Source organism: Leucobacter aridicollis (assembly GCF_013409595.1).
Classification (GTDB): domain Bacteria; phylum Actinomycetota; class Actinomycetes; order Actinomycetales; family Microbacteriaceae; genus Leucobacter; species Leucobacter aridicollis.
In genome coordinates this window covers 2,964,319-2,985,836 of the sequence record NZ_JACCBD010000001.1, presented here as the reverse complement: position 1 = coordinate 2,985,836, position 21,518 = coordinate 2,964,319, and the positions used below count along the sequence as shown (strand labels likewise).

Here is a 21,518-nt window from a genome sequence, read left to right as displayed (position 1 = left end):
TTGACCAGCGGACGCGCCTCGAGCCGCTAGCGGCCAAAGAGCTTTCTCAGTTCGACAGCATCATGGCGGACATGCTTGCCCCGTTCTCGCGGCAGCTTTCGGAACGGCTTCGCTCGCGAGTGCACACCCAGGTGGTCTACCGTGTCAACCGTTTGCCACACGTGGCCAGAGAGTTTCGGGGACTCCTGGAGAGGACTCGCCCACGCAGAATCTATATGCAGACCGCGGCGTATGGGGACCGTTCAAACCTCATCCGCATCGCCCATGAGCGAGGTATCGAAGTCGCCGAGCTCCAGCATGGGTGGATTGGCGCCTCCCATGCTGCATACAACTTTGGTGCTGTCATGCGCCGCCCTGAGCTGCTGGCATGCTTGCCCGATACGTTGTTGACCTTTGGAGAATATTGGGGCGAGGAGGTACGTTTTCCGGGGCGCGTGATTCCCGTTGGCAAGCCCTCGCTTGAGGAAGCCGCCCGAGTGGCAGTGCCGTATGAGAAACGGCCACCCAGGGTGCTTGTGGTGTCGAGCATCATGGAGCGCGAACGCCTGATTTCTGTGACCCAGTCGCTCCGGCGTCAGCTGCCCGACCACTGGCAAGTGGTGTTCCGTCCTCACCCCTCGGAGCGCGCCACGGTCAACGAGCTCTACGCCGCATTGCTGGATGACGGTGTTGAGGTCGACGTGCAGTCGGAAGTCAACAGTTCGATTTCGAACTCCAAAGCGGTGATCGGAATGGTGAGCACCGTGCTCTATGAGGCGTTGGCGTTCGGAGTTCATATCGGTGTCATCGAAACGGACCTCGCCGACCATTATTCGTCGGCCAAGATGTTTCCGGACCGGATCAGCGACGACAGTTCGCTTGCGCTATTTGCTAACCGGATTGCCTCCGGTGACGCTCCGCACAGCACACCTGAAGCACGTGTGTGGCAATCGGAGTCCGTCGGTTCCTTCCAAAGCTTCGCGAGGAACTGACCGCGCGGGTAGCCGCGACAGGCGCTGTGTTGAGCGTCGGCTCGCCCGATCCAGATTGGCGCGGGGTGCGGGTACGCCCTCAACGGGCAACTCGTGCAGCGCCAGATTCCGCCGTCCAACGAATGAGGTCTACGCTGCGACGGGGCTCATGAGCTGGTGAGATACAATTGCCGCGTGAAGATTGCAGTCGTAGCTACCGGAAAAATTGGCCTTCCTCTCGCGACCCAGTTCGCATCGATGGGGCACGAGGTTGTCGGCGTTGACGTCAACCAGGCGCTCGTCGACGTCATCAACTCGGGCGTTGAACCTTTCCCGGGCGAAGCCGGCCTGGCGGAGAAGCTCGCCGAGCAGGTGCCCGCTGGGAAGCTCCGTGCGACCACGGACTATGCTGACGCGATCCCTGGAGCCGATGCGGTCGTCCTCGTCGTGCCGTTGCTCGTCGACGAGGAGACCTGGGAGCCTGATTTCAAGTGGATGGATGCTGCGACCACGTCGCTCGCAGAGCACCTCACACCTGGAACGCTGATTTCGTACGAAACGACGCTCCCCGTTGGCACCACGCGCAACCGCTGGAAGCCACTCATTGAAGAGGTTTCTGGACTGACCGAGGGTGAAGACTTCCACCTCGTGTTTTCTCCTGAGCGCGTGCTCACCGGCCGCGTCTACGAGGATCTGAAGAAATACCCGAAGCTCGTCGGTGGGCTCAACGACGCCGGGACGAAGAAGGCAATCGAGTTTTACGAGTCGGTTCTCACGTTTGACGACCGGCCGGAACTGCGCCAGCCCAACGGCGTCTGGGACATGGGCACGGCTGAAGCAGCCGAGATGGCGAAGCTCGCGGAGACAACATACCGCGACGTAAACATCGGGCTTGCTAACCAGTTCGCACGGTACGCGGATACTATCGGTATTGACGTCTACAAGGTCATCGAGGCCTGCAACTCGCAGCCGTTTAGCCACATTCACCGGCCCGGAATCGCCGTCGGAGGCCACTGTATCCCGGTATACCCCCGGCTGTACCTCTCAACCGATCCCGATGCAGATATCGTGCGCACCGCGCGCAACTACAACGCGACGATGCCGACCTACGTTGTGGACCGCGTCGAGCAGACCATTGGAGAGCTGGCCGGCCAGCGTGTGGTCGTGCTCGGGGCGTCGTACCGCGGTGGTGTGAAGGAGACGGCGGTATCCGGCGTCTTCCCAACCGTCGAGGAACTGACACGGCGAGGAGCAGTCGTGACTGTGCACGACCCTGTCTTCTCAGATGATGAGCTTGCCGCTTTCGGCTTTATGCCTCACAAGATCGGCGACGCAGTTGACGTTGCCATCTTGCAGGCGGATCATGCCGAGTATCGCGAACTGGGACCCACGAGCTTCCCAGGAATCAAGCTCTTTGCAGATGGCCGCAACTTCACCGATCCGGCGGCTTGGAAGGGCGTGCCGAGGATCGTGATCGGCGCATCCGCGTAAGTCTCAGCTGAAGCCAGCACCGCCAGGTGCTGGCTTCAGCCATGTCCAGGGGGGCCCGTTGAAGGCCCCTTAGAATAGACCCCATGGATCTTCTCGTAGTTGGCTCTGGTTTCTTTGGCCTCACCATCGCCGAGCGCGCCGCAAGCGCCGGCAAGAAGGTGGTCGTGATCGACCGCCGCAATCACATTGGGGGGAACGCCTACTCCGAGGCCGAGCCCGAGACTGGCATTGAGGTGCACCGCTACGGCGCCCACCTCTTCCACACGTCGAACGAGACCGTCTGGGAGTACGTGAACCGGTTCACCGAGTTCACGAGCTACCAGCACAAGGTCTACTCGAATTTCAAGGGCGAGGTGTACCCGCTGCCGATCAACCTCGGCACCATCAACCAGTTCTTCCGAGCCGCGTACAGCCCGGACGAGGCTCGTGCGCTGATCGCTGAGCAGGCTGGGGAGTTCGACACGAAGAGCGCTCAGAACCTGGAGGAGAAGGGCATCTCGCTCATCGGTCGCCCGCTCTACGAGGCGTTCATCCGCGACTACACCTCGAAGCAGTGGCAGACGCCCACCACAGAGCTTCCCGCAGAGGTCATCAGCCGTCTGCCGGTGCGCTACAACTACGACAACCGCTACTTCAGCGACACCCACGAGGGGCTTCCCGTCAACGGGTACACTGCATGGCTCGAGAAGATGGCTGATCACCCGAACATTGAGGTCCGGCTGAACACCGACTTCTTCGACGAGTCACAGCCGCTGAATAAGGCCGCGGTCCTCGGTAAGGTCCCGGTGGTCTACACCGGCCCCGTCGACCGCTACTTCGACTACTCGGAGGGTGAGCTCGGGTGGCGCACGCTCGACTTCGAGCAGGAGGTGCTGCCGGTTGGTGACTTCCAGGGCACGAGCGTCATGAACTACGCCGGCGCGGACGTCCCGTACACGCGTATTCATGAGTTCCGCCACTTCCACCCGGAGCGCGACTACCCGACCGACAAGACCGTCATCATGCACGAGTACTCGCGGTTTGCGAAGCGCGAGGATGAGCCGTACTACCCGGTGAACACCCCGGAGGACCGCGAGCGGCTGCTGAAGTATCGCGAGCTCACCGACTCGGAACCCCAGGTGTTCTTCGGTGGTCGCCTCGGCACGTACCAGTACCTCGACATGCACATGGCGATTGGCTCGGCCCTCTCCATGTGGAACAACAAGCTCGACGGCGTCATCTGATCTGACTCGTGGCTCGCCGCGCGGCGGACAAACACAGAACGGCCGGTCTCAGCATTCGCTGAGGCCGGCCGTTCGCCGTCCCGCTTACTCGTCCGGAGGCAGCGGCACGGTGCGGGTCGCGGGCGTCTGCGGCGCCCTCCCGCCCTCGCGATCGAGCTCGGCCTCACGCACGCGCCACGACTGATATCCGGGCTCGTCGGCGAGGGCCGCTGAGATCTCCTCGGGCGTTGCCTTGAGCTTCGGGTCGAATTTCAAGTAGGCGCGCGTCTCGCGGGCGACGAGGCCCGAGAGGATCAGCAGGCCGATGAGGTTCGGGATCGCCATGAGCCCGTTCATCATGTCCGAGAACGACCACGCGATGTCGAGCTGGGTGGTCGCGCCGACGAACACGATGAGCGAGAACAGCACGCGGAACGGGATCGCGATTTTGCGGCCGAAGATGCGGACGATGTTGCGCTCACCGTAGTAGGCCCAGCCGAGGATTGTCGAGAACGCGAACATCACGAGGCCAATCGTCACCACCCAGTGACCCCACTGGCCGGGCAATCCGTGTGAGAACGCCTGACCGGTCATGAGCGCGGGGGAGAGCTGCTCGTTGGTGGCGGGGTCCACCTGCGAGTAGGTGCCGGTCGTGACGATGACGAGGCCGGTCATGGTCACGACGATGATCGTGTCGATGAAGGTCTGCGTCATCGACACGAGGCCCTGCCGTACGGGGTGGCTCGTCTGTGCGGCCGCGGCCGCGATCGCCGCCGAGCCCATGCCCGACTCGTTCGAGAAGATGCCGCGCGCGAAGCCGTACTGCACCGCGATGATGAACACTGAGCCGGCGAACCCGCCGGCCGCCGCGGTGCCGGTGAACGCGTCGTGGAAGATGGTTGCGAGGGCCGCCGGCACCTCCCCGATGTTCGCGCCGAGAATGTAGAGCGCGGCGACGACGTAGAACACGATCATGATCGGCACGAAGCCGGCGGTAACGCGGCCGATCGACTTGATGCCGCCGACGAGCACGACGAGGGCAAACGCGGTCAGGATCAGGCCGGTGACCCAGACGGGAACGTTGAAGCTGTGCTCGACGTTCGCCGCGATCGAGTTCGACTGGGTGAGGTTGCCGATGCCGAAGCAGGCGAACACCGCGAAGACGGTGAACGACCAGCCGAGGATCTTGCCGAGCGGCCCACGAATGCCCTTCTCGAGGTAGTACTGTGGACCGCCGTTGCGCTCACCCTTCGCGTCCGCCTGGCGGAAGCGCACGCCCAGGAACGCCTCCGTGTACTTCGAGGCCATGCCGAGCAGACCAGTGATCCACATCCAGAACAGGGCTCCGGGGCCACCGATCCCGATCGCGGTCGCGACACCGACGATGTTGCCCGTGCCGACCGTGGCCGCGAGGGCCGTCGTGAGTGCCTGGAACTGCGAGATATCGCCCTGCGCTCCGGGGTCCTTGCGGCGCAGCAGGCCGAGGTTCAGCGCGGCTCCAAGCCGCAGAAACTGGATGCCGCCGAGCCGTACGGTGAGGTACAAGCCGGTGAGGAAGAGCAGCGGGATAAGGACGAACGGCCCCCAAATGATCCCGCCGATGGTGTCGAGTATGTCCTGCAGCTGTTCCGTCAAGATGCGTCACCGTCTTTCGCGTCGTTGCGTGGTTAAACCGGACGCCGGGGCGTCCCAACCAAGATAACAACGCAGACTAGCACGCGCCAAGAGAGACGCGCGAAGGTGCTAGCGCCCCTCGAACGTCTTGCGCCACTCCTCGACCGAGGTCATCTGGGGCAGCGCCGCGCGGTACTCGGACGAGAGCGCGTCCCAGTTCTTTTCGATCTGCTTGCTCAGGCTGCGGGACTCGCGCAGGAGCCGGCGGAACTTCGCGCGGTCGTGGCGGTACCACATCTTGCCGCTGCCGTCGGCGGCGCCGACGATGACGTTTGCATGGTGCGGGATCTGCCACCAGTGCGCGCCCTGCTTCGCGTACTCGAGGCCCGGCTGCTCGCCCTCTGGCACCGTCGCCCGCCGCCAGTGCTGGGGCACCATCCTGAGCGTGAAGAGGGCGAGCCGGATCCCGGTCGGGCCCTTCGGCTTCTCAGCGAGCTCTGGCAGGGCGCGGCCACCGAGCGACACGGGGGTCTCGGGGTCGCCGGGCCGGTACACGCGAGTCTCGGGGAAGTCCTTCGCTCGCCCGCGGGCGGCAGGCATGTCGCACGAGATGTCGTCGTGGAGTGACGCCGGGCCGCGGAGCACGGCGCGCATGCCGTCCACCGCGAGCTGGGTCGCGTAGTACTGCATGTTCAGCAGCTTCTTGATGTCCTGGCGGCCGCTGTTCTGCAGCAGCTTCCCGCTCTTCGGCCTGTCGGAGTGCAGCAGGCCAGCGATGAGCCGGTTGCGGGTGTGGAAGAAGGCCTGCCAGTCCTGTGAGTCGTCCTTATCGAGCCAGGACACGTGCCAGAGGGCGACGCCGGGCAGCGATACCGTGCGGTAGCCGGCTGCCTTTGCGCGCAGACCGTACTCGGCGTCGTCCCACTTGATGAAGACGGGGAGCGCGAGCCCGATCTCGGCGATGACCTGCTTCGGGATCATGCACATCCACCAGCCGTTGTAGTCGGAGTCGAGTCGCGCGTGCATCCACTTCGTCTGGCGCAGGTTGCGGTTGCGGAAGTCGTGGCGGTGCTGCTCCTCGAACGACGGCCCCCACATGAACGGGTCGGGCCGCACGACCTCTGCCCACGCGTGCATGACGGGCTTGTCGAGCAGGTCGAACATGTGGCCGCCCACGATGACAGGTTCGCGGCTGAACCGGCCGAACTGCAGCGCACGCAGCGCGCTCTCGGTCTCGAACTCGATGTCGTCATCGAGCAGCAGCAGGAAGTCGGTGTCCTCGCGCTCGAGCGTCTCGGACATGGAGCGGGAGAACCCGCCCGAACCTCCGAGGTTGCCCTGCTCGATGATCTGCAGGTGCTCGCCGAGCGCGGCCGCGACCTCGTCGAAGCCGGCTTCGTCGCGCACCTTCTGCGTACCCTGGTCGACGAGGAAGATCCGGTCGATCCCCGCGACGAGCGCCGGGTTCTCGGCGATGTTCGCGAGCGTGGCGACGCAGTAGTCGGGCTTGTTGTACGTGGTCATGCCGAGGCTCAGCTTGCCGGTCTGCACCGGCTCTGCGGCGGTCGACCACTCGCCGCCGTCGAGCACGAGGTCCTCGGTGCTCGCGATGAGGTCGAACCAGTACCAGCCGCCGTCACTGAACGAGGTGAGGGGGAGGTCGAAAGTGGTCGACTCGGAGCCCGAGACCTGGTGTGACGCGACGCGCTGCGGCACACCGTTCGCGTTCGACCGGTAGACGATGATCGTGCCGCGGCCGGTCGTGCGCAGCGAGAGCGTGACGCTCGTGACGACGGTCCAGCGTTGCCAATATGCAGCCGGGAATGCGTTGAAGTAGCTCGCGAACGAGACGCGCTGGCCGGCACGCACCTGCGCGCTTGAGCGCGAGAGCACGTTATCGATGCTCGCGTTGTTGCTCAGTCGGATCGGCCTGGTGCCGACCTTAGTCCAAGTCTCGGAGTCGGCGTAGAGCGGCAGGACGTCGGGGTCCTGCGACACCGGGAACACGATGGTCTGCAGCGTTGTCGGCATCTAGGAGCGTCTCACTTCCGGATCAGGGTACTGACCGGCTTATTCTATCCTCGCGGAATTCGACCGGCTGAGAGCCTACGGAACTCGGGGCGCGACGGGTGGAACGTTCACTCCGGCGACACACCCCGTTGTGCGCAGGCTACTCGACGTTCAGCTTGCCGGCGGCGCGCCAGACGGCGACTGCGAGCTCGGGCACCGAGTCGGCAATTTCGCGCAGCAGTTCAAACTCGACGCGGTCAGCGTTGGCGCGGTGCGTGTCAGCGTCGGCGCTCGACGACTGCGCGGCAAGGCGGGCGAGCCCGTACTCGGCGAGCTGGCCACGATCCTCGAGCAGCTCATCGCGCAACGCGGCAACGACGAAGTCATCGAGCTCGGGAACCTCTTCGTAGGCGACAGCGGGATCCTGCCCACCGCGCACCCGATACTCGAGAATCGTCTCGCGTTCGAGGTGCGCGTCGTCCCGCAGTTTCTGCAGGCGCTCTGAGGTGAGGTTCACGGGGCAATTCTACCAAGCCCGCGTGGAGTCGCCTGGCGTCAGACGTGGCTAGCGCGCGGTGGTCGCCGGCGCGATCTCGCGCGGGATGGGAACCTGGCGCCACGGCATCCGCTGCGGTTCCGCGTCGAGCGATGGCAGCTCGAAATCGAAGCGGCTCTTCGCCGCGAGCATGATGAGCAGGAGCCAACCGCTCTCGATCAGGATCCGGCTCTCTGCGAACGACTGCACCACGAGCGCGACCATGAGGAGGAACGGCCACAGGGCGCTCGTCGCGTACGGCAGCGGGGGGCCGTACCCGCGGCGCGGCTGGTCGACCGCGCGGAACCACACGCGCCAGAGCGTGAGGGCGACGAGCGGCACGAAGAGGAGGAGGCCGACGATGCCGAGCTGCAGCCAGACGTCGAGCCACGCGTTGTGGGCGCTCATGACAGGGATGCCACCCTGCACGTCGAGTGACTTGTACGGCTCGACCCAGGGCGCCCAGTAGCTGATCCAGCCCCACCCGAACCACGGGCGCTGCTGCGCGAGCGCGATGACGCCCTCCCAGGTGTCGACGCGGCCTGTGAGGTCGCTGCTCTTGCCGAGCAGCGAGAACACCCACGACCGGGCGAAGAGCGCGATGCCGGCGATCGCGGCGAGCACGACGGCGCCCGTGATGTAGACGGGGAGCCGCCCGACGGGTCCGGATCGGCGAGCCCACAGCGCGAACGCGAGCGCGATCACGACGGCGACGAGCGCGACGGTCACGGTGGCCGAACGCGTGAGCGCGAGCGTGGCGAGCGACATCGCAACCCAGAACCAGCCGGCAAACCGCGTGATGAGGCGCGCGCGCAGCTGGATCGCGAAGATGATGAGGCCGATGAGGCCGATGAAGCCGAACAGCGTCGAGCTGCCGACGAGCCCCTGGATGGGGCCGCCGTCGAACAGCAGGTCGCGGCTCCAATAGAGCAGCTTCGGGGTCTTCTCCTCCTGCGTGGCGGTGAGCTCGATCCACCAGGGGAGCACTGGGTGCTGCACGAACAGCGACACCCACAGCTCGAACAGGAGCGACAGGCCGATCACGTAGCGCAGCGCGGTGCCGAGCGTTCGCAGGGTCTCGTGCCAGGTCAGGATGAACGCGAGCGCGACGGCGACGAGCGTCGTGAGCAGCTGGGCGACAACGCCGAGCACGCTCTCAAGCCGGTACTGCGACCACAGGATCGAGCAGGCCGCGAGCGCGAGAAAGAGGTAGATCGGCGAGGGGAGCCGATACCACCGGAACCGCTCGGGCCGCATCTTCAGGAACATGATTCCGCCGACCGCCGCAAGCACGATCGCAGCCGCGATGAAGCCGGGCCAGCCGAGCAGGTTTCGCACGCCGTTGCTGGCGAGCGTGAAGACAAACACGACGATCGCGTACGCGCTCACCCCGAGTCTTGTCTTGCTGTTGGCCATACCCGGTATGGTAGAGCATCGGGATACCGCTGGGAGCATTGTGCTGATCTTCATCGAGAACACTCCGCGCGCATACGCGTGGGGCTCAACCGATGCACTCCCGGCGATGCTCGGCCACGCGCCGACCGGCGAACCGCAGGCCGAACTCTGGCTCGGCGACCATCCGGGAAGCCCCGCGAGCGTCGCGAAGGCAACCCCGGTGCCACACACGCTGATCGAGCTGATCTCGCAGGATCCCGAGCGCTATGGCGTGAACGGCGGCCCGCTGCCGTTCCTGCTGAAGGTGCTCGCGATCGGGGCGCCGCTGTCGCTACAGGCGCACCCTGACGAGGCGCAGGCGCGGGCAGGCTTCGCAGCGGAGAACGCGGCGGGCGTGCCGATCGATTCGCCCGTACGCAACTACCGCGATCCGAACCACAAGCCTGAGCTGCTCGTCGCGCTCAGTGAGGTCACCGCACTCAGCGGGTTCCGGCCGCTCGCGGATACGATCATGGACCTGCGTGCGCTCGCCGCAGCCGCGCCGCACGGCGCTGCTGCGCTCTGGGCGGTGGCGGATCGGCTCGTGGGCGCGGACCAGGAGCGCGGGCGGGAGGTGTTCCTGCGGTGGGCGTTCTCGGACGCTGTTGAGGTCGGGGACGCGCTGCGGGCCGTAGTGGACGCGATCGGGCAGGGATCCCGCCCGGCGATCCACCCGGACCGGCTCGAATGCCTGCGAAGCCTCGCCGCCCACTACCCCGGCGACCCAGGCGCGCTCGTCTCCCTGTTGCTCCACCACGTCCGGCTGGCGCCAGGCGAGGCCGTGTACCTGGGGGCCAGGCAGCTGCACGCGTACCTCGGCGGGATTGCGGTGGAAGTGATGGCGGCCTCGGACAACGTCTTGCGCGCTGGCCTCACCGAGAAGCACATCGACATCCCCGAGATGCTCCGAGTCCTCGACTTTGGCGAGTTGAGCGAGCCGCGAATGTTCGGCAGGCGTGCCGCTGCTGGACTCTGCGAGTGGGATCCGGGCGTGCCCGACTTCCGGCTGTTCAGGGCACGCGTCACCCACGACAGCAGCGCGGGCGCCGGCGGCGTGTTCAGCGATGCGGCGTCCCTTGGCGGCGCACAGCTCGAGGGGGCGGCGACGGAAGTCGTCGTCGACGCGCACGCCCCGCTCGTGCTCATCGCGACCGCGGGGCGCGTGCTTGTGTCTCGCCCAGAGGCGGAGCTTGCCGAGATGGCGAACGTCGCCCGCGGGCAGTCCCTCTACGTCTCCGCTGGCGAGCCGATCCACCTCACCGGCAGCGGTGAGGTCTTCCTCGCGACGGTCGGAGCGCCGGTTACGGCGTGACTTCTGGGCTGCGGTACACGAGGTGATGCATGCACAGCGAGACAAACAGCACGGCCCTCGCATACGGCTGCGAGAGCGAGTAGCCAAACGCCTCCTCGGCCTTGCGGACCCAGTGGGCGACCGTGTTTCGGTGCATGTAGAGTTCGGAGCCCGCGCCGCGCACTGAGGTCGTGGTGGCGAACGCCTCAAGCACGTGGAGCACCCGGTCGCCGTGGGCCTTTCGGAGCTGCTCGAGAATCTGTACGTCCTCGAGGGCCCGGAGCTTGCCCCGCGGCAGGCTCGTGAGCGCGGCGATACCGTGAAGTTCACCGCCGTTGCGCCACCCGGTGTCTCGCGCGAGGTGGAGCGGGCTGCGCTGTCGCGTGAGCGTCGTGAAGCGCAGCGCGTCTTGCGCGTTGCGGAGCGCCCGATCCGCGCGTTCGGCGGGGAAGACGCCGCTGAATGCGGCAAGGACGCCCGGCGGGGGCGGACCGACGGGCTCGGGCGTGAATGCCGCGGACACGAGCATGGCCTCGTGCTTCGGAAACGTCATCCGGCCGTAGAGCTCGCTCGACTGCGTGCACTGCTCCACGAAGCGCTCTGCTGGCTTCTCGCTCCCGGCGATTGCGAGCACCCGAACTGGCTGTTGCGGCAGGAGCGAGAGCTCCGCCAGGGCCGCCGTCTTCGGGGCCGGCGCAGCCTCGGCATGGAAGAGCGTTTGGATCGCGTGATTACCGTCGTTGGGTGCCCGATCCCAGTGTGCAGCGATGCGCAGTGCGACAGCCAGCCGGGGCAGGAAATCGTCGGGCACCTCCTCATGCGCGTCCTGGTGCCAGACGTGCAGCCCGTCGGGTGCGTGGTAGTTCACCCGCGTCGGCGGGCGCGAGAAATGCGGCTTGATGGCTGGGCTCACCCGCACGATCCGATCGCCGCCGGGAAAGCGCACTGCGACCGTTCCGCGGATGGCCACCGCGGCCTGAGCCAGGATCGCCTCGCGCGATCGCGCCTCCGCGAGGAGCCCGTCGAAGAATTGAACTGCGTCGGTGATGCCCGCCATGCGGCACACGGTAGCACGGTGACACAGGCCACTGACAGGAGTGCACAGCCAACGTGGACAACCGGCCAACATGGGAGTGCAGTCCGGTGGGCCGAGCCGGGCGCCGCCGAGCGAGCGGGGGTGGTCTACGACCCAACCGCGCCCGGAGACAGCGATGGGGCCCGAGACATCGTCCCGGACCCCATCGCTCGCGCGCGCGGCGCACGCGCCGCGCGGACCACTACTCGGAGAGCAGCGCCTGGATACGGCGGATGCCCTCGACGATCGCGTCATCGCCGAGCGCGTAGCTGAAACGAAGGTACCCGGACGGGCCGAACGCCTCGCCCGGCACCGCTGCGACCTCTGCCTCGGACAGGATGAGGTCAGCGAGCTCGAGGGAGGTCGTCGGAGTGACCCCGCGAATCTCGCGGCCGAGCGCTGCGGTCACGTCAACGTAGGCGTAGAAGGCGCCCTCCGGGGTCGGGCAGTGGAAGCCGGGGACCTTGTTGAGTTCCTCGACGATGAGCCCGCGACGGCGGGCGAATGCCTGCCGCATCTCCTCGATCGGCTCCTGGGGGCCGTCGAGGGCCGCGGCTGCGGCGATCTGCGCGATGTTGTTGATGTTGGACGTCATGTGGGACTGCAGGTTCGCTGCGCCCTTGACGAGGTCAGCCGGGCCGATAAACCAGCCAATGCGCCAGCCGGTCATCGCGTAGGTCTTGGCGACGCCGTTCACGAGAATCGTGTTGCTCGCGAGCGCGGGAACCGCCTCGACGATCGAGATCGCGCGGACCCCGTCGTACGTGAGGTTCTGGTAGATCTCGTCGGTCACGACGAGCAGGTTGTGCTCGAGCGCCCACTCGCCGATGGCGGTGGTCTCCTCCGGGGTGTAGACGGCGCCGGTCGGGTTCGACGGCGAGCAGAACAGGAGCGCCTTGGTGCGGTCGGTGCGGGCAGCCTCGAGCTGCTCAACTGTCACCTTGTAGCCCTGATCGGCCCCGGCGAAGACCTCGACTGCGGTGCCGTCGGCGAGCTTGATCTCTTCGGAGTAGCTCGTCCAGTACGGGGCGGGGAGGATGACCTCGTCGCCCGGGTCGAGGATCGTCTGGAACGCCGAGTAGACGGCGTGCTTCCCGCCGTTGGTGACGATCACCTGCGCGGGCGTGATGTCGAGGCCCGAGTCGCGCTTGGTCTTGCGCACGATCGCCTCGCGCAGCACGGGGAGCCCGACGGCGGGGGTGTAGCGGAAGTTCTTGGGATCGTCGAGGGCGCGACGTGCCGCGTCAACGATGTGCTCCGGGGTCGCGAAGTCAGGCTCGCCAGCGGCAAAGCTAATGACGGGGCGGCCTTCGGCTTGGAGGGCTTTCGCCTTCGAATCAACCTTGAGCGTGGCTGACTCTGCGATGGCGGCGATCTTCTTTGACAAACGGTTGGTTTCGGTCACGCAATAAGCCTACTCCTGAGCGCATGCTCGTGCGCGTCCGTTGGTGCGGTGCGGGTCCGCGGCGCACCCGGCGTGCGCCCAAACGAATCCCAGTTCGACAAGCAGCACAGGATCGCGTAGTGTTATACCTAGGCATTGACTTCTGCCATTATCGGTTGTGCCCAAAACGCAATCGTGAGGCGGGGGTCGTCTACTTAGGGTGGTGGCGCAATTGGTAGCGCAACGGTCTCCAAAACCGTAGGTTGCAGGTTCGAGTCCTGTCCGCCCTGCCACTCCTGGTCGTCAGATCAGGGCACTGAAAGGACAACCCGATGAGCAGCATGGAACTCGCTGAGAACGGCGGAAACGTCGAGCCAGCGAAGAAGGATGACCGCAAGCGCGGCTTCTTCGGGCGAATCATCCTGTTCATTCAGCAGGTCTTTTCGGAGCTGAAGAAGGTCGTCACCCCGACCCGCAAGGAGCTCGTAAGGTACACCCTCGTCGTGCTCGCCTTCGTGGTCGTCATGATGGCGCTCGTGTGGGTGCTTGACCAAGCCTTCGGCTGGGTCACCCTCTTCGTCTTCGGCACTCCGCTTCGCTAGAGCCCAGACGACCCACACGCACGTAACGAACGAGAAGGCACCCTGAGATGACGCCCGAGAACAGCACCACACCCGAGTCAGAGCTCGACGCGGCGCTTGACGCGCTGGCGAACGTGGCCGACCCCGAGGTCGACGCGGCAGTCGAAGACGCACTCGATATCGACTCGGTCGATGAGGCAGAGGCCGCCGCACACGCAATCGTCGACGAGGAGTCGACGGAAGAGGGCGAAGCGGCCGAGTCCGCTGAAGATCCCTACAAAGCCTTCAAGAAGGACCTGCGCCGCCGTCCCGGCAAGTGGTTCGTGATCCACACCTACGCCGGGTACGAGCGCAAGGTGAAGTCCAACCTCTGGAACCGCCGCGAGGTCATGGGTGCCGTAGACGACATCTACGAGATCCAGGTCCCGATGGAAGAGGTCATGGAGGTCAAGAACGGCCAGCGCAAGATGGTGACCCGCGTGCGGATCCCCGGCTACGTGCTCGTTCGCATGAACCTCACCGAGAGCACCTGGTCCGTCGTCCGCCACACCCCGGGCGTGACCGGCTTCGTCGGCAACGCGCACAACCCGGTCCCGCTTCGCCTGAACGAGGCCTTCGAGATGCTGAAGAGCACCGTCGAGCTCGAGCCGGCTGCGACCGCAAAGGGCAAGGCTCCGGCAACTGCCGTTGCGCAGGGTCAGGTCGAGATCGACTTCGAGATCGGCGAGACCATCACCATCAAGTCCGGCTCGTTCGAGGGCCTGCCCGGCACGATCAGCGAGATCAACCCGGCCGCCGGAAAGCTCACCGTTCTGGTGTCGCTCTTCGAGCGTGAGACTCCGGTCGAGCTCGGCTTCGACCAGGTCACGAAGATGGTCTAGCCCTGGCTACTCAAGCTTCACCCGCTAAAACGCGCGTCGCCCTTTGGGACAACGCGCGTTTTGCGCTTATTGTGCTCGTCGTCATCGGGCACCTGATCTCGACGGTTCGCACGGACACCGAGCTCGGGTTTGCCCTGTACGCGTACATCTACCTGTTCCACATGCCCGCGATGATCGCGCTGTCCGGGCTGTTCTCGAAACCCGAGGTCACGCCGAAGGCGATCGCCTCCACGGTGCAGCTCGTTGTTGTGTGGCTCGCCTGGGAGGGCATCTGGGCGGTGCTGCGCGGACTCGTCGAGGGCAAGCACCTGAGCCAGAGCTTCCTGGTGAGCCCCGCGTGGACGCTGTGGTTCCTCGTCTCTCTCGCGACGATGCGGATCCTGCTGCCCTACATCGCGAGAGTTCGGCACCCGCTCGCGCTCGCGACGGGCCTCGCGCTCATCGCACCGCTCCTCCCCGCCATCGGTGTGAACTTCTCGGCCGCCCGCACGCTCGCGTTCCTGCCGTTCTTCGTCGGCGCGTGGCTCGCCCGCGAGCACGGCTGGCTTTCGGGCGACTGGTTCATGGCCCCGACTCGAGCGCTGCGCGCGGGCGCCTGGGCGCTCCTTGGCGCGGTGGCGGCGGCTATGGCCGTGCTCGCGCTCCTGCCCGGCGGGCTTCGGGGGTTGTGGCGCATCGATCGGTGGCTGACCCACCGCGACAGCTACGCGTGGATGTTCGCCAACGCCCCCGTTGGCGGATGGGACGCGAACGGCTCCGGCGTCGCGGGCTGGTTCGGGCTCGCGGGCGGCGGAATCCTCGTTGGTGGCCTGCTTATGCTCCTCGCCGCCGCGATGACGCTCGCGCTGCTCCTCATCGTGTCGCGTACCCACTCGATCGCGACGGTGTGGGGAGCGCGCACCCTGTACGTCTACCTCCTGCACGGCGTCGTCGTCTGGGCGCTGCGCGAGTCGGGCGTCGTCGACTCGATCGGCGAGCTCGGCTGGGTCGGGATCGTGATCCTCACCGGCATCTCCGTGGGGGTCGCGGCGCTACTGTCGACGGCCGTGGTCTCGAAGGTCTTCCGCCCGATCGTCGAGCCGCGCATCGATTGGCTCTTCCGCCGCGACGACGCCTCGGCGACGCGTTAGTTCGCCAGATCCTTCGGCACGAGCAGCTGATGCTGCGCGAGCTCGCGGTAGAGCGGCACCGCGGCGACGAGCTCGGCGTGCGTGCCCTCGCCGATCACGGCGCCGTCGTTCACGACAATGATCTTGTCTGAGTCGACAACGGTCGAGAGACGGTGCGCGATCACGACGAGCGTGCGGCCGGTCGCGACCGAGTCGAGCGCCTCGCGCATCAGGCGTTCGTTCACACCGTCGAGTGATGCGGTCGACTCGTCGAGCAGCAGGATCGGGGGAGCGGTGAGCAGGGCGCGCGCGATCGCGAGCCGCTGCTTCTCGCCGCCGGAGAGCATCAGGCCGTTCTCGCCGACCTGCGCGTCGAGGCCGCTTTCGAGCCCGCCGGTCGCGGCCGAGCGGTCGAGGAGGCCGCCGAGGTTGACGGCTCGGAGGACACGCTCGCACGCCGCGTCGCTCGCGTCGGGTGACGCGAGCAGCAGGTTGTCGCGGAGCGTACCCGCGAGCACCGGTGCGTCCTGCTCAACGTAGCCGAGCTGGGCGCGCAGCTCGCCGCGGTCGAGGGAGCGCAGGTCGACGCCGAACAGCTCGATGGTGCCGGAGTCAGGATCGTAGAAGCGCTCGATCAGGCCGAGCACTGTCGACTTGCCTGCGCCGGACGGGCCGACGAGCGCGACGCGTGTGCCACGTGGAACGTCAAATGATACGCCGTGCAGCACCGGGGTCTCGACGATTTCTGCGGGGATCGCCGCTGCTGCGCGCCCCGACCGGCCGCGCACGAGCTCGCGTGCATCGACACGGTCGGGCGCCGCCGAACGGTAGGTGAAGCGGACGTCGTCGAAGCGGATCGCCGGTGCCTGCTCAGTCCCGGCGTCAGCGAGGGCGACGAGGTTCCCCGACGGGGAACGCTCGGCGTCGCCCGCGGTCTCCGTGCTGAGCGAATCGATCTCCTGGATACGTCCGAGCGCACCGAGGGCCTGGTTCACCGCGGAGAAGGCTCCGAAGGCCTGCCCCAGGGGCGCGACCATCATGAAGAGGAAGATGATGAAGGTGACGAGCTGACTGATTTCGATCGCCCCGGAGGCGACCCGGTACCCGCCGAAACCAAGCACGGAGAGCAGCGAGACCTGCAGCGCGATGAACGAGATGGGCACGATCAACGCAGAGATCCTGGCGATCTTCAGACCAAACCCGTACGCCTCCTCCGCCTGCTGCACAATCGCCACCTGCTCGCGTTCCGCGGCGCCAGCGGCGCGGATGGTGCGCATCGACCCGATCGCGCGGTCGACCGACGCGGCGAGGTCACCGACCTTCTCCTGGGCTCTCGCGACCGCGGGCCGGATGCGGCTTGCGAGCAGCACGACGACGACAAGGGAGACGCCGATAATGCCGAAGGTGATGAGGAACAGCACCGGGTCGATGATGAGCATGCCGATCAGCGCGCCAACGAAGAGCAGCGATCCGCCGACGGCCTCGACGAGGCCCTGCGTGAGGACAGCCCGGAGCAGCGTCGTATCCGAACCGACACGGGAGACGAGGTCGCCCGTGCGGCGGCGATCGAACTCGGAGATCGGCAGATGCAGGATCTTCGCGATGAGCCTGCGCCGCGACCGGAGCACGACGCCCTCACCCATGCGCTGGAGGAGGTAGTGCTGGTAGCCGTCGAGGAGCGCGCCGACGATCACGACGACGACGAGGACCCCGACGAGGACGCCGAGCGGGCGCGAATCCTGGACCCGCTCGATGACCTGCCCAACGAGCAGCGGCTGCGACAGCGACACAAGCGCGCTCACGAGGCTCAGCGCAATGATGAAGGCGAGCAGCCCACGCTGCTCAAAGAGGTACGGGAGGAGCTGCTTGAACGACGCCCGCGGCCCACCGGACTGGGCTCCACGCCCGCGTCGCCGACCGGACGCACGCGCCGGCTCGGCGGCCTCCGTCGGAACCGTGTCGCTGAGCGGTGAAGACTGACGCGCGTTGGATTCTGGCACCCGATTACTCTATCCAGCAGCGGTGGGTGAGCGCTGTGAAATCGGCGCGCTGAGGCTAGCCGCTGGCGCCCGGTCGCGGGACAGGGACGGAGCGCGCGACTAGGCGCCGGCCTCGCGAATCGCCCGCACCGTTGCCGCGAGATGGAGCGCTGCCTCGGCGGCCTCGACGCCCTTCGACTCGACGGACCCCGGCAGACCGGAGCGGTCGAGCGCCTGCTGCTCGCTGTCGGTCGTGAGCACCCCGAAGCCGACGGGGCGGCCCGTGTCGAGCTGGACGCGCGTGAGGCCGTCGGTCACGGCGCTCGAGACGTACTCGAAGTGCGGCGTGCCGCCGCGGATGATGACGCCGAGGCAGACTGCAGCGTCGAACCCGCCGCCGCCCTCCGCCACGGGGGTGAGCGCCGCCTGCGCGGCCGCCGGCAGCTCGAACGCACCCGCGACCCGAAACAGCGAGTGCGCGGCGCCCGACGCGGCGACCGATTCCTCGGCGCCGGCGATGAGGCCGGTCATGATCTCCGTGTGCCAGCTTCCGGCGATGATTGCGACGCGCATCCCGGTCGCGTCGACGGCGAGCGTCGGGGCTCCTGCTCCACTCATGTCTGGTGTCCTTACTTCGTGTGATTCGTGGGGGTGGGAACGCGGCCTACAGGTCGCCCTCGGGGAGCTGGTGCCCCATCCGGTCGCGCTTCGCCTGCAGGTAGCCGCGGTTCTCGTCGGTCACGCCGACGAACAGCGGCACGCGGTCGGCGACCGCGAGTCCGTGTGACTCGAGCTGCGCAACCTTGTCGGGGTTGTTCGTGAGCAGTCGCACGTCGCTCACGCCGAGGTCCGAGAGGATCTCGGCCGCGGCGGTGTAGTCGCGCGCGTCGGCTGGCAGACCGAGCTGCAGGTTCGCGTCGAGGGTGTCGATACCGTTCTCCTGCAGCTGGTACGCGCGGAGCTTGTTGGCGAGTCCGATGCCGCGACCCTCCTGGCCGCGGAGGTACACGACGACGCCCCCGCGCTCGTGAATGAGGTCGAGCGCGGCGTCGAGCTGCGGCCCGCACTCGCACTTCAGCGACCCGAACGCCTCCCCGGTGATGCACTCGGAGTGGACGCGAACGAGCGCACCCTTGCCTGGCATCGCACCGTCTGGACCGGCAGCGACGAGCGCGACGTGGTCGACGCCGGCGCGGCGGTCGCGGTACGCGAGCGCGCGGAAGTCGCCGTGCTCGGTGGGGAGCAGGGTGTCGGCGCGGAGGCTCACGCGGCGCGAGTGACCCTGCTCGGCCGGGGTGCCGGCGGGGTCGTGCTCGTTCAGGTAGGCGATGAGCTGTTCGATCGTGATGACAGGAACGCCCTCCGCGCCACCGAGCTCGATGAGCCCTGGCAGACGCATCATCTCGCCGTCGTCGGCGACGATCTCGGCGATGATCGCGACCTCGCGCAGGCCCGCGAGCCGCATGAGCTCGACGCCGGCCTCCGTGTGGCCGTCGCGAGCGCGGACGCCGCCGTCGACGGCGCGGAGCGGGAGAATGTGGCCGGGCCGGTTTACGTCCGTCGGGACGGCGTCGGGGTTGGCGAGCACGCGCGCCGTCGTCGCGCGGTCGCTCGCGCTGATGCCGGTGGTGACGCCGTGCGCAGCGTCGACGGTGACCGTGTACGCGGTCCCGCGCACGTCCTCGTTGCGTTCGACCATCATCGGAAGGTCGAGCTGGTCGGCAATCTCGTTCGTCATGGGCGCGCAGAGCAGCCCAGACGAGCGGTGCACGGTCCAGGCGATCCACTCGGCCGAAGCGAGCTCGGCCGAGATGATGACGTCGCCCTCGTTCTCGCGGTTCTCGTTGTCTGCGACGATGACCGGGCGCCCGGCCTTGATGGCGGCGATGGCCTCTTCGATCGAGGCGATACCCTCGGTGCGTTCGGTAGTCATTCGATGTCCTTTAGCGTGTGTGTGGATCGTGGGAGCAGCGTGCTACGCCTGGGTAGTGAAACTGAGCATGCGCTCGACGTGGCGGGCGATGAGGTCGGTCTCGACGTTGACGCGGTCGCCGGGGCGGAGCGCGCCGAGCGTGGTCGCTTCGAGAGTCTCGGGGATGAGCGACACCTCGAACCACTGCTCGGCCGCCTCGGCCGGCGAGATCGCAGAGACCGTGAGCGAGGTGCCGGAGAGCGTCACCGAGCCCTTGTCGACGAGCAGCGGGGCGAGGTCGCGCGACAGGGCGAAGCGCAACGTGCGCCAGGCGTCGCCGTCTTCGAGCGTGAGCAGCGTCGCGGTGCCGTCGACGTGGCCCTGGACGATGTGGCCGCCGAGCCGGGTGTCGAGGCGGGCGGCGCGCTCAAGGTTGACCGGGCTGCCGACGCCAAGGTCGCCGAGCGTGGACATCTTGAGCGACTGCGCCATGACGTCGGCGCTGAAGGTACCGCGACCGGCGCTGTCCGTGCCCTGGTCGACGACAGTCAGGCAGACGCCCGAGACCGCGATCGAGGCGCCGTGGGTTGCGTCGCTCGTGACGAGCGGGCCGGCGACGGTGAGGCGGAGGGAGTCGCCGAGCGGCTCGATGGCGAGGATCTCGCCGATTTCTTCGATAAGTCCGGTGAACACTAGCGGGTCTCCTTCGGTTCGGGCGTTGCAACAATCAAGAGGTCTGGGCCGTGGTGCTCGATTCCCGTGAACGACAGCCTGACGATGTCGGTCATCGTGCCGATGCCCAGGTCGTTCACCGCGAGTCCGGGCCCGCCAAGCAGCGCGGGAGCGACGTAGACGAGCAGCTCGTCGACGAGCCCGAGCCGGAGCAGGGAGCTCACGATGTGGGGGCCGCCCTCGACGAACACTGACCGGATCCCACGCTCACTCAGCGAGGCGAGATCGGCGGCGAGGTCTGCGCCGGCGAGCCGGATGGGCTGCGCCCCGGTCGCGGCGAGGGCGGGGTGCCGCAACACCTTGGCGTCCGCGGGAATGTCACGGGTGCCGACGACGACGGGCAGCGGCTGATCTGCTGCCGCGACGAGGAGCTCGCCGTTCGGCGTCCTCGCGGTGAGCGATGGGTCGTCGGCGAGGAGCGTGCCGGTGCCGATGAGGATCGCGTCGGCCGCGGCGCGGCGCGCGTGGACGTCGGCGCGCGCGGCGGGGCCCGTGATCCACTGGCTGGTGCCGTCTGCGGCTGCGGCGCGACCGTCGATCGTCTGCGCCCACTTCACGGTGATCGTCGGTCTAGTCGTCATGGTGGGCCTCCGCCTGCCGCGCGAGCCAGGGGGCGAGAAACGCGCGCACCTCGGCCGCGAGCACGCCACCGGTCACAGTGACACCCGCCGCGCGGAGCGTTTCGCCGCCCCCGCTCGAGGCCGCACCGGGATCGGAGAGCCCGTACGCCACGGCGCCGATGCCGCGCGCAAGGAGTGCCTGAGCGCACGGGCCGGTGCGCCCTGTGTGGTTGCATGGCTCGAGCGTGACGACGGCGGTGAGCCCGGCGGCGTCGACGTCTGCGGGGAGTCCGGCGAGTGCCATGACCTCCGCGTGCGGGGTGCCCGCGCCCTCGTGCCACCCTTCCGCGACCGTCGTGCCCGTTCGGTCGAGGATGACGCAGCCGACCTGCGGGTTCTCATTGTCGGCAGGGCCGCGCTCTGCGAGCACGAGCCCGCGACGCATTGCGGCCTCGATCACCTGTGGTGAGAGTGCGTGCGCGGCAGGCATTCGATCCCTTTCGGGTGCCCGGGTGTGGGGTGCTCGAGGCGTCGCCTCGGTCACCCGCGTTCCTCCTATCCGGACTTGTGCGCGAGCGTCAGCTCCACACATCACCGTCGGTATCGGAATTTCACCGATTCAGCCCCGCGGATGCGGAGGTCGCGGACTTTCACCGCCGGTTCGGAATCCCACCGACCCCGGAACACCCCCTCAGCATAGCGCCCTCCGGCGCGCCGCGGGTGGGGGATTGCTACAGGCGAACACGGCCCCGCACCTCGAGGTGCGTGGAGCGGGCGG

The 21,518-nt window shown here is 67.2% G+C and carries 17 protein-coding genes, 1 tRNA gene, 1 pseudogene and 1 riboswitch; of the genes and pseudogenes, 8 read left to right on the top strand and 11 right to left on the bottom strand.

All coding sequences use genetic code 11. The annotated features are described in order from the left end of the window. The first annotated feature begins 215 nt into the window (after positions 1-215). The 3 genes from BJ960_RS13800 to glf all read left to right on the top strand — a co-directional run bounded on the left by BJ960_RS13800 (position 216) and on the right by glf (position 3,664). Positions 216-971 (top strand): polysialyltransferase family glycosyltransferase, encoded by a 756-nt coding sequence (locus BJ960_RS13800; RefSeq protein ID WP_185987707.1) that lies wholly within the window; start codon positions 216-218, stop codon positions 969-971. Positions 972-1,145: 174 nt separating this feature from the next. Then, a complete protein-coding gene (locus BJ960_RS13795; protein WP_185987706.1) occupies positions 1,146-2,441 on the top strand; it encodes a nucleotide sugar dehydrogenase in 1,296 nt (431 codons plus the stop codon). An 83-nt stretch (positions 2,442-2,524) separates the two neighbouring features. Beyond that, complete coding sequence (glf, locus tag BJ960_RS13790; protein ID WP_185987705.1) at positions 2,525-3,664, top strand: UDP-galactopyranose mutase; 1,140 nt, start codon at positions 2,525-2,527, stop codon at positions 3,662-3,664. Positions 3,665-3,748: 84 nt separating this feature from the next. On the opposite strand, the gene BJ960_RS13785 is transcribed toward glf, so the two are convergent. From BJ960_RS13785 to BJ960_RS13770, 4 genes are all read right to left on the bottom strand, one after another. Next, positions 3,749-5,278 carry an alanine/glycine:cation symporter family protein gene (locus BJ960_RS13785; protein ID WP_185987704.1) on the bottom strand — a complete coding sequence of 510 codons (1,530 nt, stop codon included), beginning with the start codon at positions 5,276-5,278 and terminating at the stop codon, positions 3,749-3,751. 108 nt (positions 5,279-5,386) lie between these two features. Then, entirely contained in the window at positions 5,387-7,288 is a 1,902-nt protein-coding gene (locus tag BJ960_RS13780) for a glycosyltransferase (RefSeq protein ID WP_185987703.1), read from the bottom strand. 139 nt (positions 7,289-7,427) lie between these two features. Continuing rightward, entirely contained in the window at positions 7,428-7,784 is a 357-nt protein-coding gene (locus BJ960_RS13775; RefSeq protein ID WP_185987702.1) for a hypothetical protein, read from the bottom strand. 48 nt (positions 7,785-7,832) lie between these two features. Beyond that, entirely contained in the window at positions 7,833-9,218 is a 1,386-nt protein-coding gene (locus tag BJ960_RS13770) for an O-antigen ligase family protein (protein ID WP_185987701.1), read from the bottom strand. Positions 9,219-9,225: 7 nt separating this feature from the next. Here BJ960_RS13770 and manA point away from each other — a divergent pair, with 7 nt between their 5' ends. Continuing rightward, a complete protein-coding gene (gene manA, locus BJ960_RS13765) occupies positions 9,226-10,548 on the top strand; it encodes a mannose-6-phosphate isomerase, class I (RefSeq protein WP_221936312.1) in 1,323 nt (440 codons plus the stop codon). Here manA and BJ960_RS13760 read toward each other — a convergent pair. Together BJ960_RS13760 and BJ960_RS13755 are read right to left on the bottom strand one after the other, a co-directional pair. Continuing rightward, positions 10,538-11,584, bottom strand: coding sequence for a helix-turn-helix domain-containing protein (locus tag BJ960_RS13760; RefSeq protein WP_183075342.1), 1,047 nt, complete (start codon positions 11,582-11,584; stop codon positions 10,538-10,540). The genes manA and BJ960_RS13760 overlap by 11 nt on opposite strands. A gap of 220 nt (positions 11,585-11,804) precedes the next feature. Further along, positions 11,805-13,007 (bottom strand): pyridoxal phosphate-dependent aminotransferase, encoded by a 1,203-nt coding sequence (locus BJ960_RS13755; protein ID WP_185987700.1) that lies wholly within the window; start codon positions 13,005-13,007, stop codon positions 11,805-11,807. Between the two features lie 196 nt (positions 13,008-13,203). Between BJ960_RS13755 and BJ960_RS13750 the strand changes: the two genes are divergently transcribed. From BJ960_RS13750 to BJ960_RS13735, 4 genes are all read left to right on the top strand, one after another. Beyond that, positions 13,204-13,279 (top strand) — tRNA-Trp (locus tag BJ960_RS13750). A gap of 39 nt (positions 13,280-13,318) precedes the next feature. Further along, the gene (secE, locus tag BJ960_RS13745; protein WP_121076866.1) at positions 13,319-13,588 is read left to right on the top strand and encodes a preprotein translocase subunit SecE; all 270 of its coding nucleotides are present in this window, start codon (positions 13,319-13,321) and stop codon (positions 13,586-13,588) included. A gap of 47 nt (positions 13,589-13,635) precedes the next feature. Beyond that, complete coding sequence (nusG, locus tag BJ960_RS13740; protein WP_121076868.1) at positions 13,636-14,448, top strand: transcription termination/antitermination protein NusG; 813 nt, start codon at positions 13,636-13,638, stop codon at positions 14,446-14,448. Positions 14,449-14,450: 2 nt separating this feature from the next. Next, positions 14,451-15,578, top strand: a complete 1,128-nt coding sequence (locus BJ960_RS13735; RefSeq protein ID WP_185988311.1) for an acyltransferase family protein — start codon at positions 14,451-14,453, stop codon at positions 15,576-15,578. Here BJ960_RS13735 and BJ960_RS13730 read toward each other — a convergent pair. The 5 genes and pseudogenes from BJ960_RS13730 to ribD all read right to left on the bottom strand — a co-directional run bounded on the left by BJ960_RS13730 (position 15,575) and on the right by ribD (position 21,230). After that, positions 15,575-17,557 (bottom strand): ABC transporter ATP-binding protein, encoded by a 1,983-nt coding sequence (locus tag BJ960_RS13730; protein WP_185987699.1) that lies wholly within the window; start codon positions 17,555-17,557, stop codon positions 15,575-15,577. The genes BJ960_RS13735 and BJ960_RS13730 overlap by 4 nt on opposite strands. A gap of 99 nt (positions 17,558-17,656) precedes the next feature. Next, entirely contained in the window at positions 17,657-18,154 is a 498-nt protein-coding gene (gene ribH, locus BJ960_RS13725) for a 6,7-dimethyl-8-ribityllumazine synthase (RefSeq protein ID WP_121076874.1), read from the bottom strand. Positions 18,155-18,200: 46 nt separating this feature from the next. Next, positions 18,201-19,469, bottom strand: coding sequence for a GTP cyclohydrolase II (ribA, locus tag BJ960_RS13720; protein WP_121076876.1), 1,269 nt, complete (start codon positions 19,467-19,469; stop codon positions 18,201-18,203). 42 nt (positions 19,470-19,511) lie between these two features. Beyond that, positions 19,512-20,141: a riboflavin synthase gene (locus tag BJ960_RS13715; protein ID WP_121076878.1), complete on the bottom strand. Its 630-nt coding sequence runs from the start codon at positions 20,139-20,141 to the stop codon at positions 19,512-19,514. After that, positions 20,141-21,230: pseudogene (ribD, locus tag BJ960_RS17395) on the bottom strand (bifunctional diaminohydroxyphosphoribosylaminopyrimidine deaminase/5-amino-6-(5-phosphoribosylamino)uracil reductase RibD). Before ribD ends, BJ960_RS13715 begins: the two are co-directional and overlap by 1 nt. A gap of 53 nt (positions 21,231-21,283) precedes the next feature. Next, positions 21,284-21,430: riboswitch (FMN riboswitch) on the bottom strand. Positions 21,431-21,518 lie beyond the last annotated feature (88 nt).

What these genes read in the sequence shown, in the direction of transcription:
- BJ960_RS13800 (WP_185987707.1), top strand. Translation starts at nt 216, where the DNA reads ATGCAGACCGCGGCGTATGGGGACCGTTCAAACCTCATCCGCATCGCC.
- glf (WP_185987705.1), top strand. Translation starts at nt 2,525, where the DNA reads ATGGATCTTCTCGTAGTTGGCTCTGGTTTCTTTGGCCTCACCATCGCC.
- BJ960_RS13780 (WP_185987703.1), bottom strand. Translation starts at nt 7,288, where the DNA reads ATGCCGACAACGCTGCAGACCATCGTGTTCCCGGTGTCGCAGGACCCC.
- BJ960_RS13770 (WP_185987701.1), bottom strand. Translation starts at nt 9,218, where the DNA reads ATGGCCAACAGCAAGACAAGACTCGGGGTGAGCGCGTACGCGATCGTC.
- manA (WP_221936312.1), top strand. Translation starts at nt 9,226, where the DNA reads ATGGTAGAGCATCGGGATACCGCTGGGAGCATTGTGCTGATCTTCATC.
- BJ960_RS13760 (WP_183075342.1), bottom strand. Translation starts at nt 11,584, where the DNA reads ATGGCGGGCATCACCGACGCAGTTCAATTCTTCGACGGGCTCCTCGCG.
- secE (WP_121076866.1), top strand. Translation starts at nt 13,319, where the DNA reads ATGAGCAGCATGGAACTCGCTGAGAACGGCGGAAACGTCGAGCCAGCG.
- nusG (WP_121076868.1), top strand. Translation starts at nt 13,636, where the DNA reads ATGACGCCCGAGAACAGCACCACACCCGAGTCAGAGCTCGACGCGGCG.
- ribH (WP_121076874.1), bottom strand. Translation starts at nt 18,154, where the DNA reads ATGAGTGGAGCAGGAGCCCCGACGCTCGCCGTCGACGCGACCGGGATG.
- ribA (WP_121076876.1), bottom strand. Translation starts at nt 19,469, where the DNA reads ATGACTACCGAACGCACCGAGGGTATCGCCTCGATCGAAGAGGCCATC.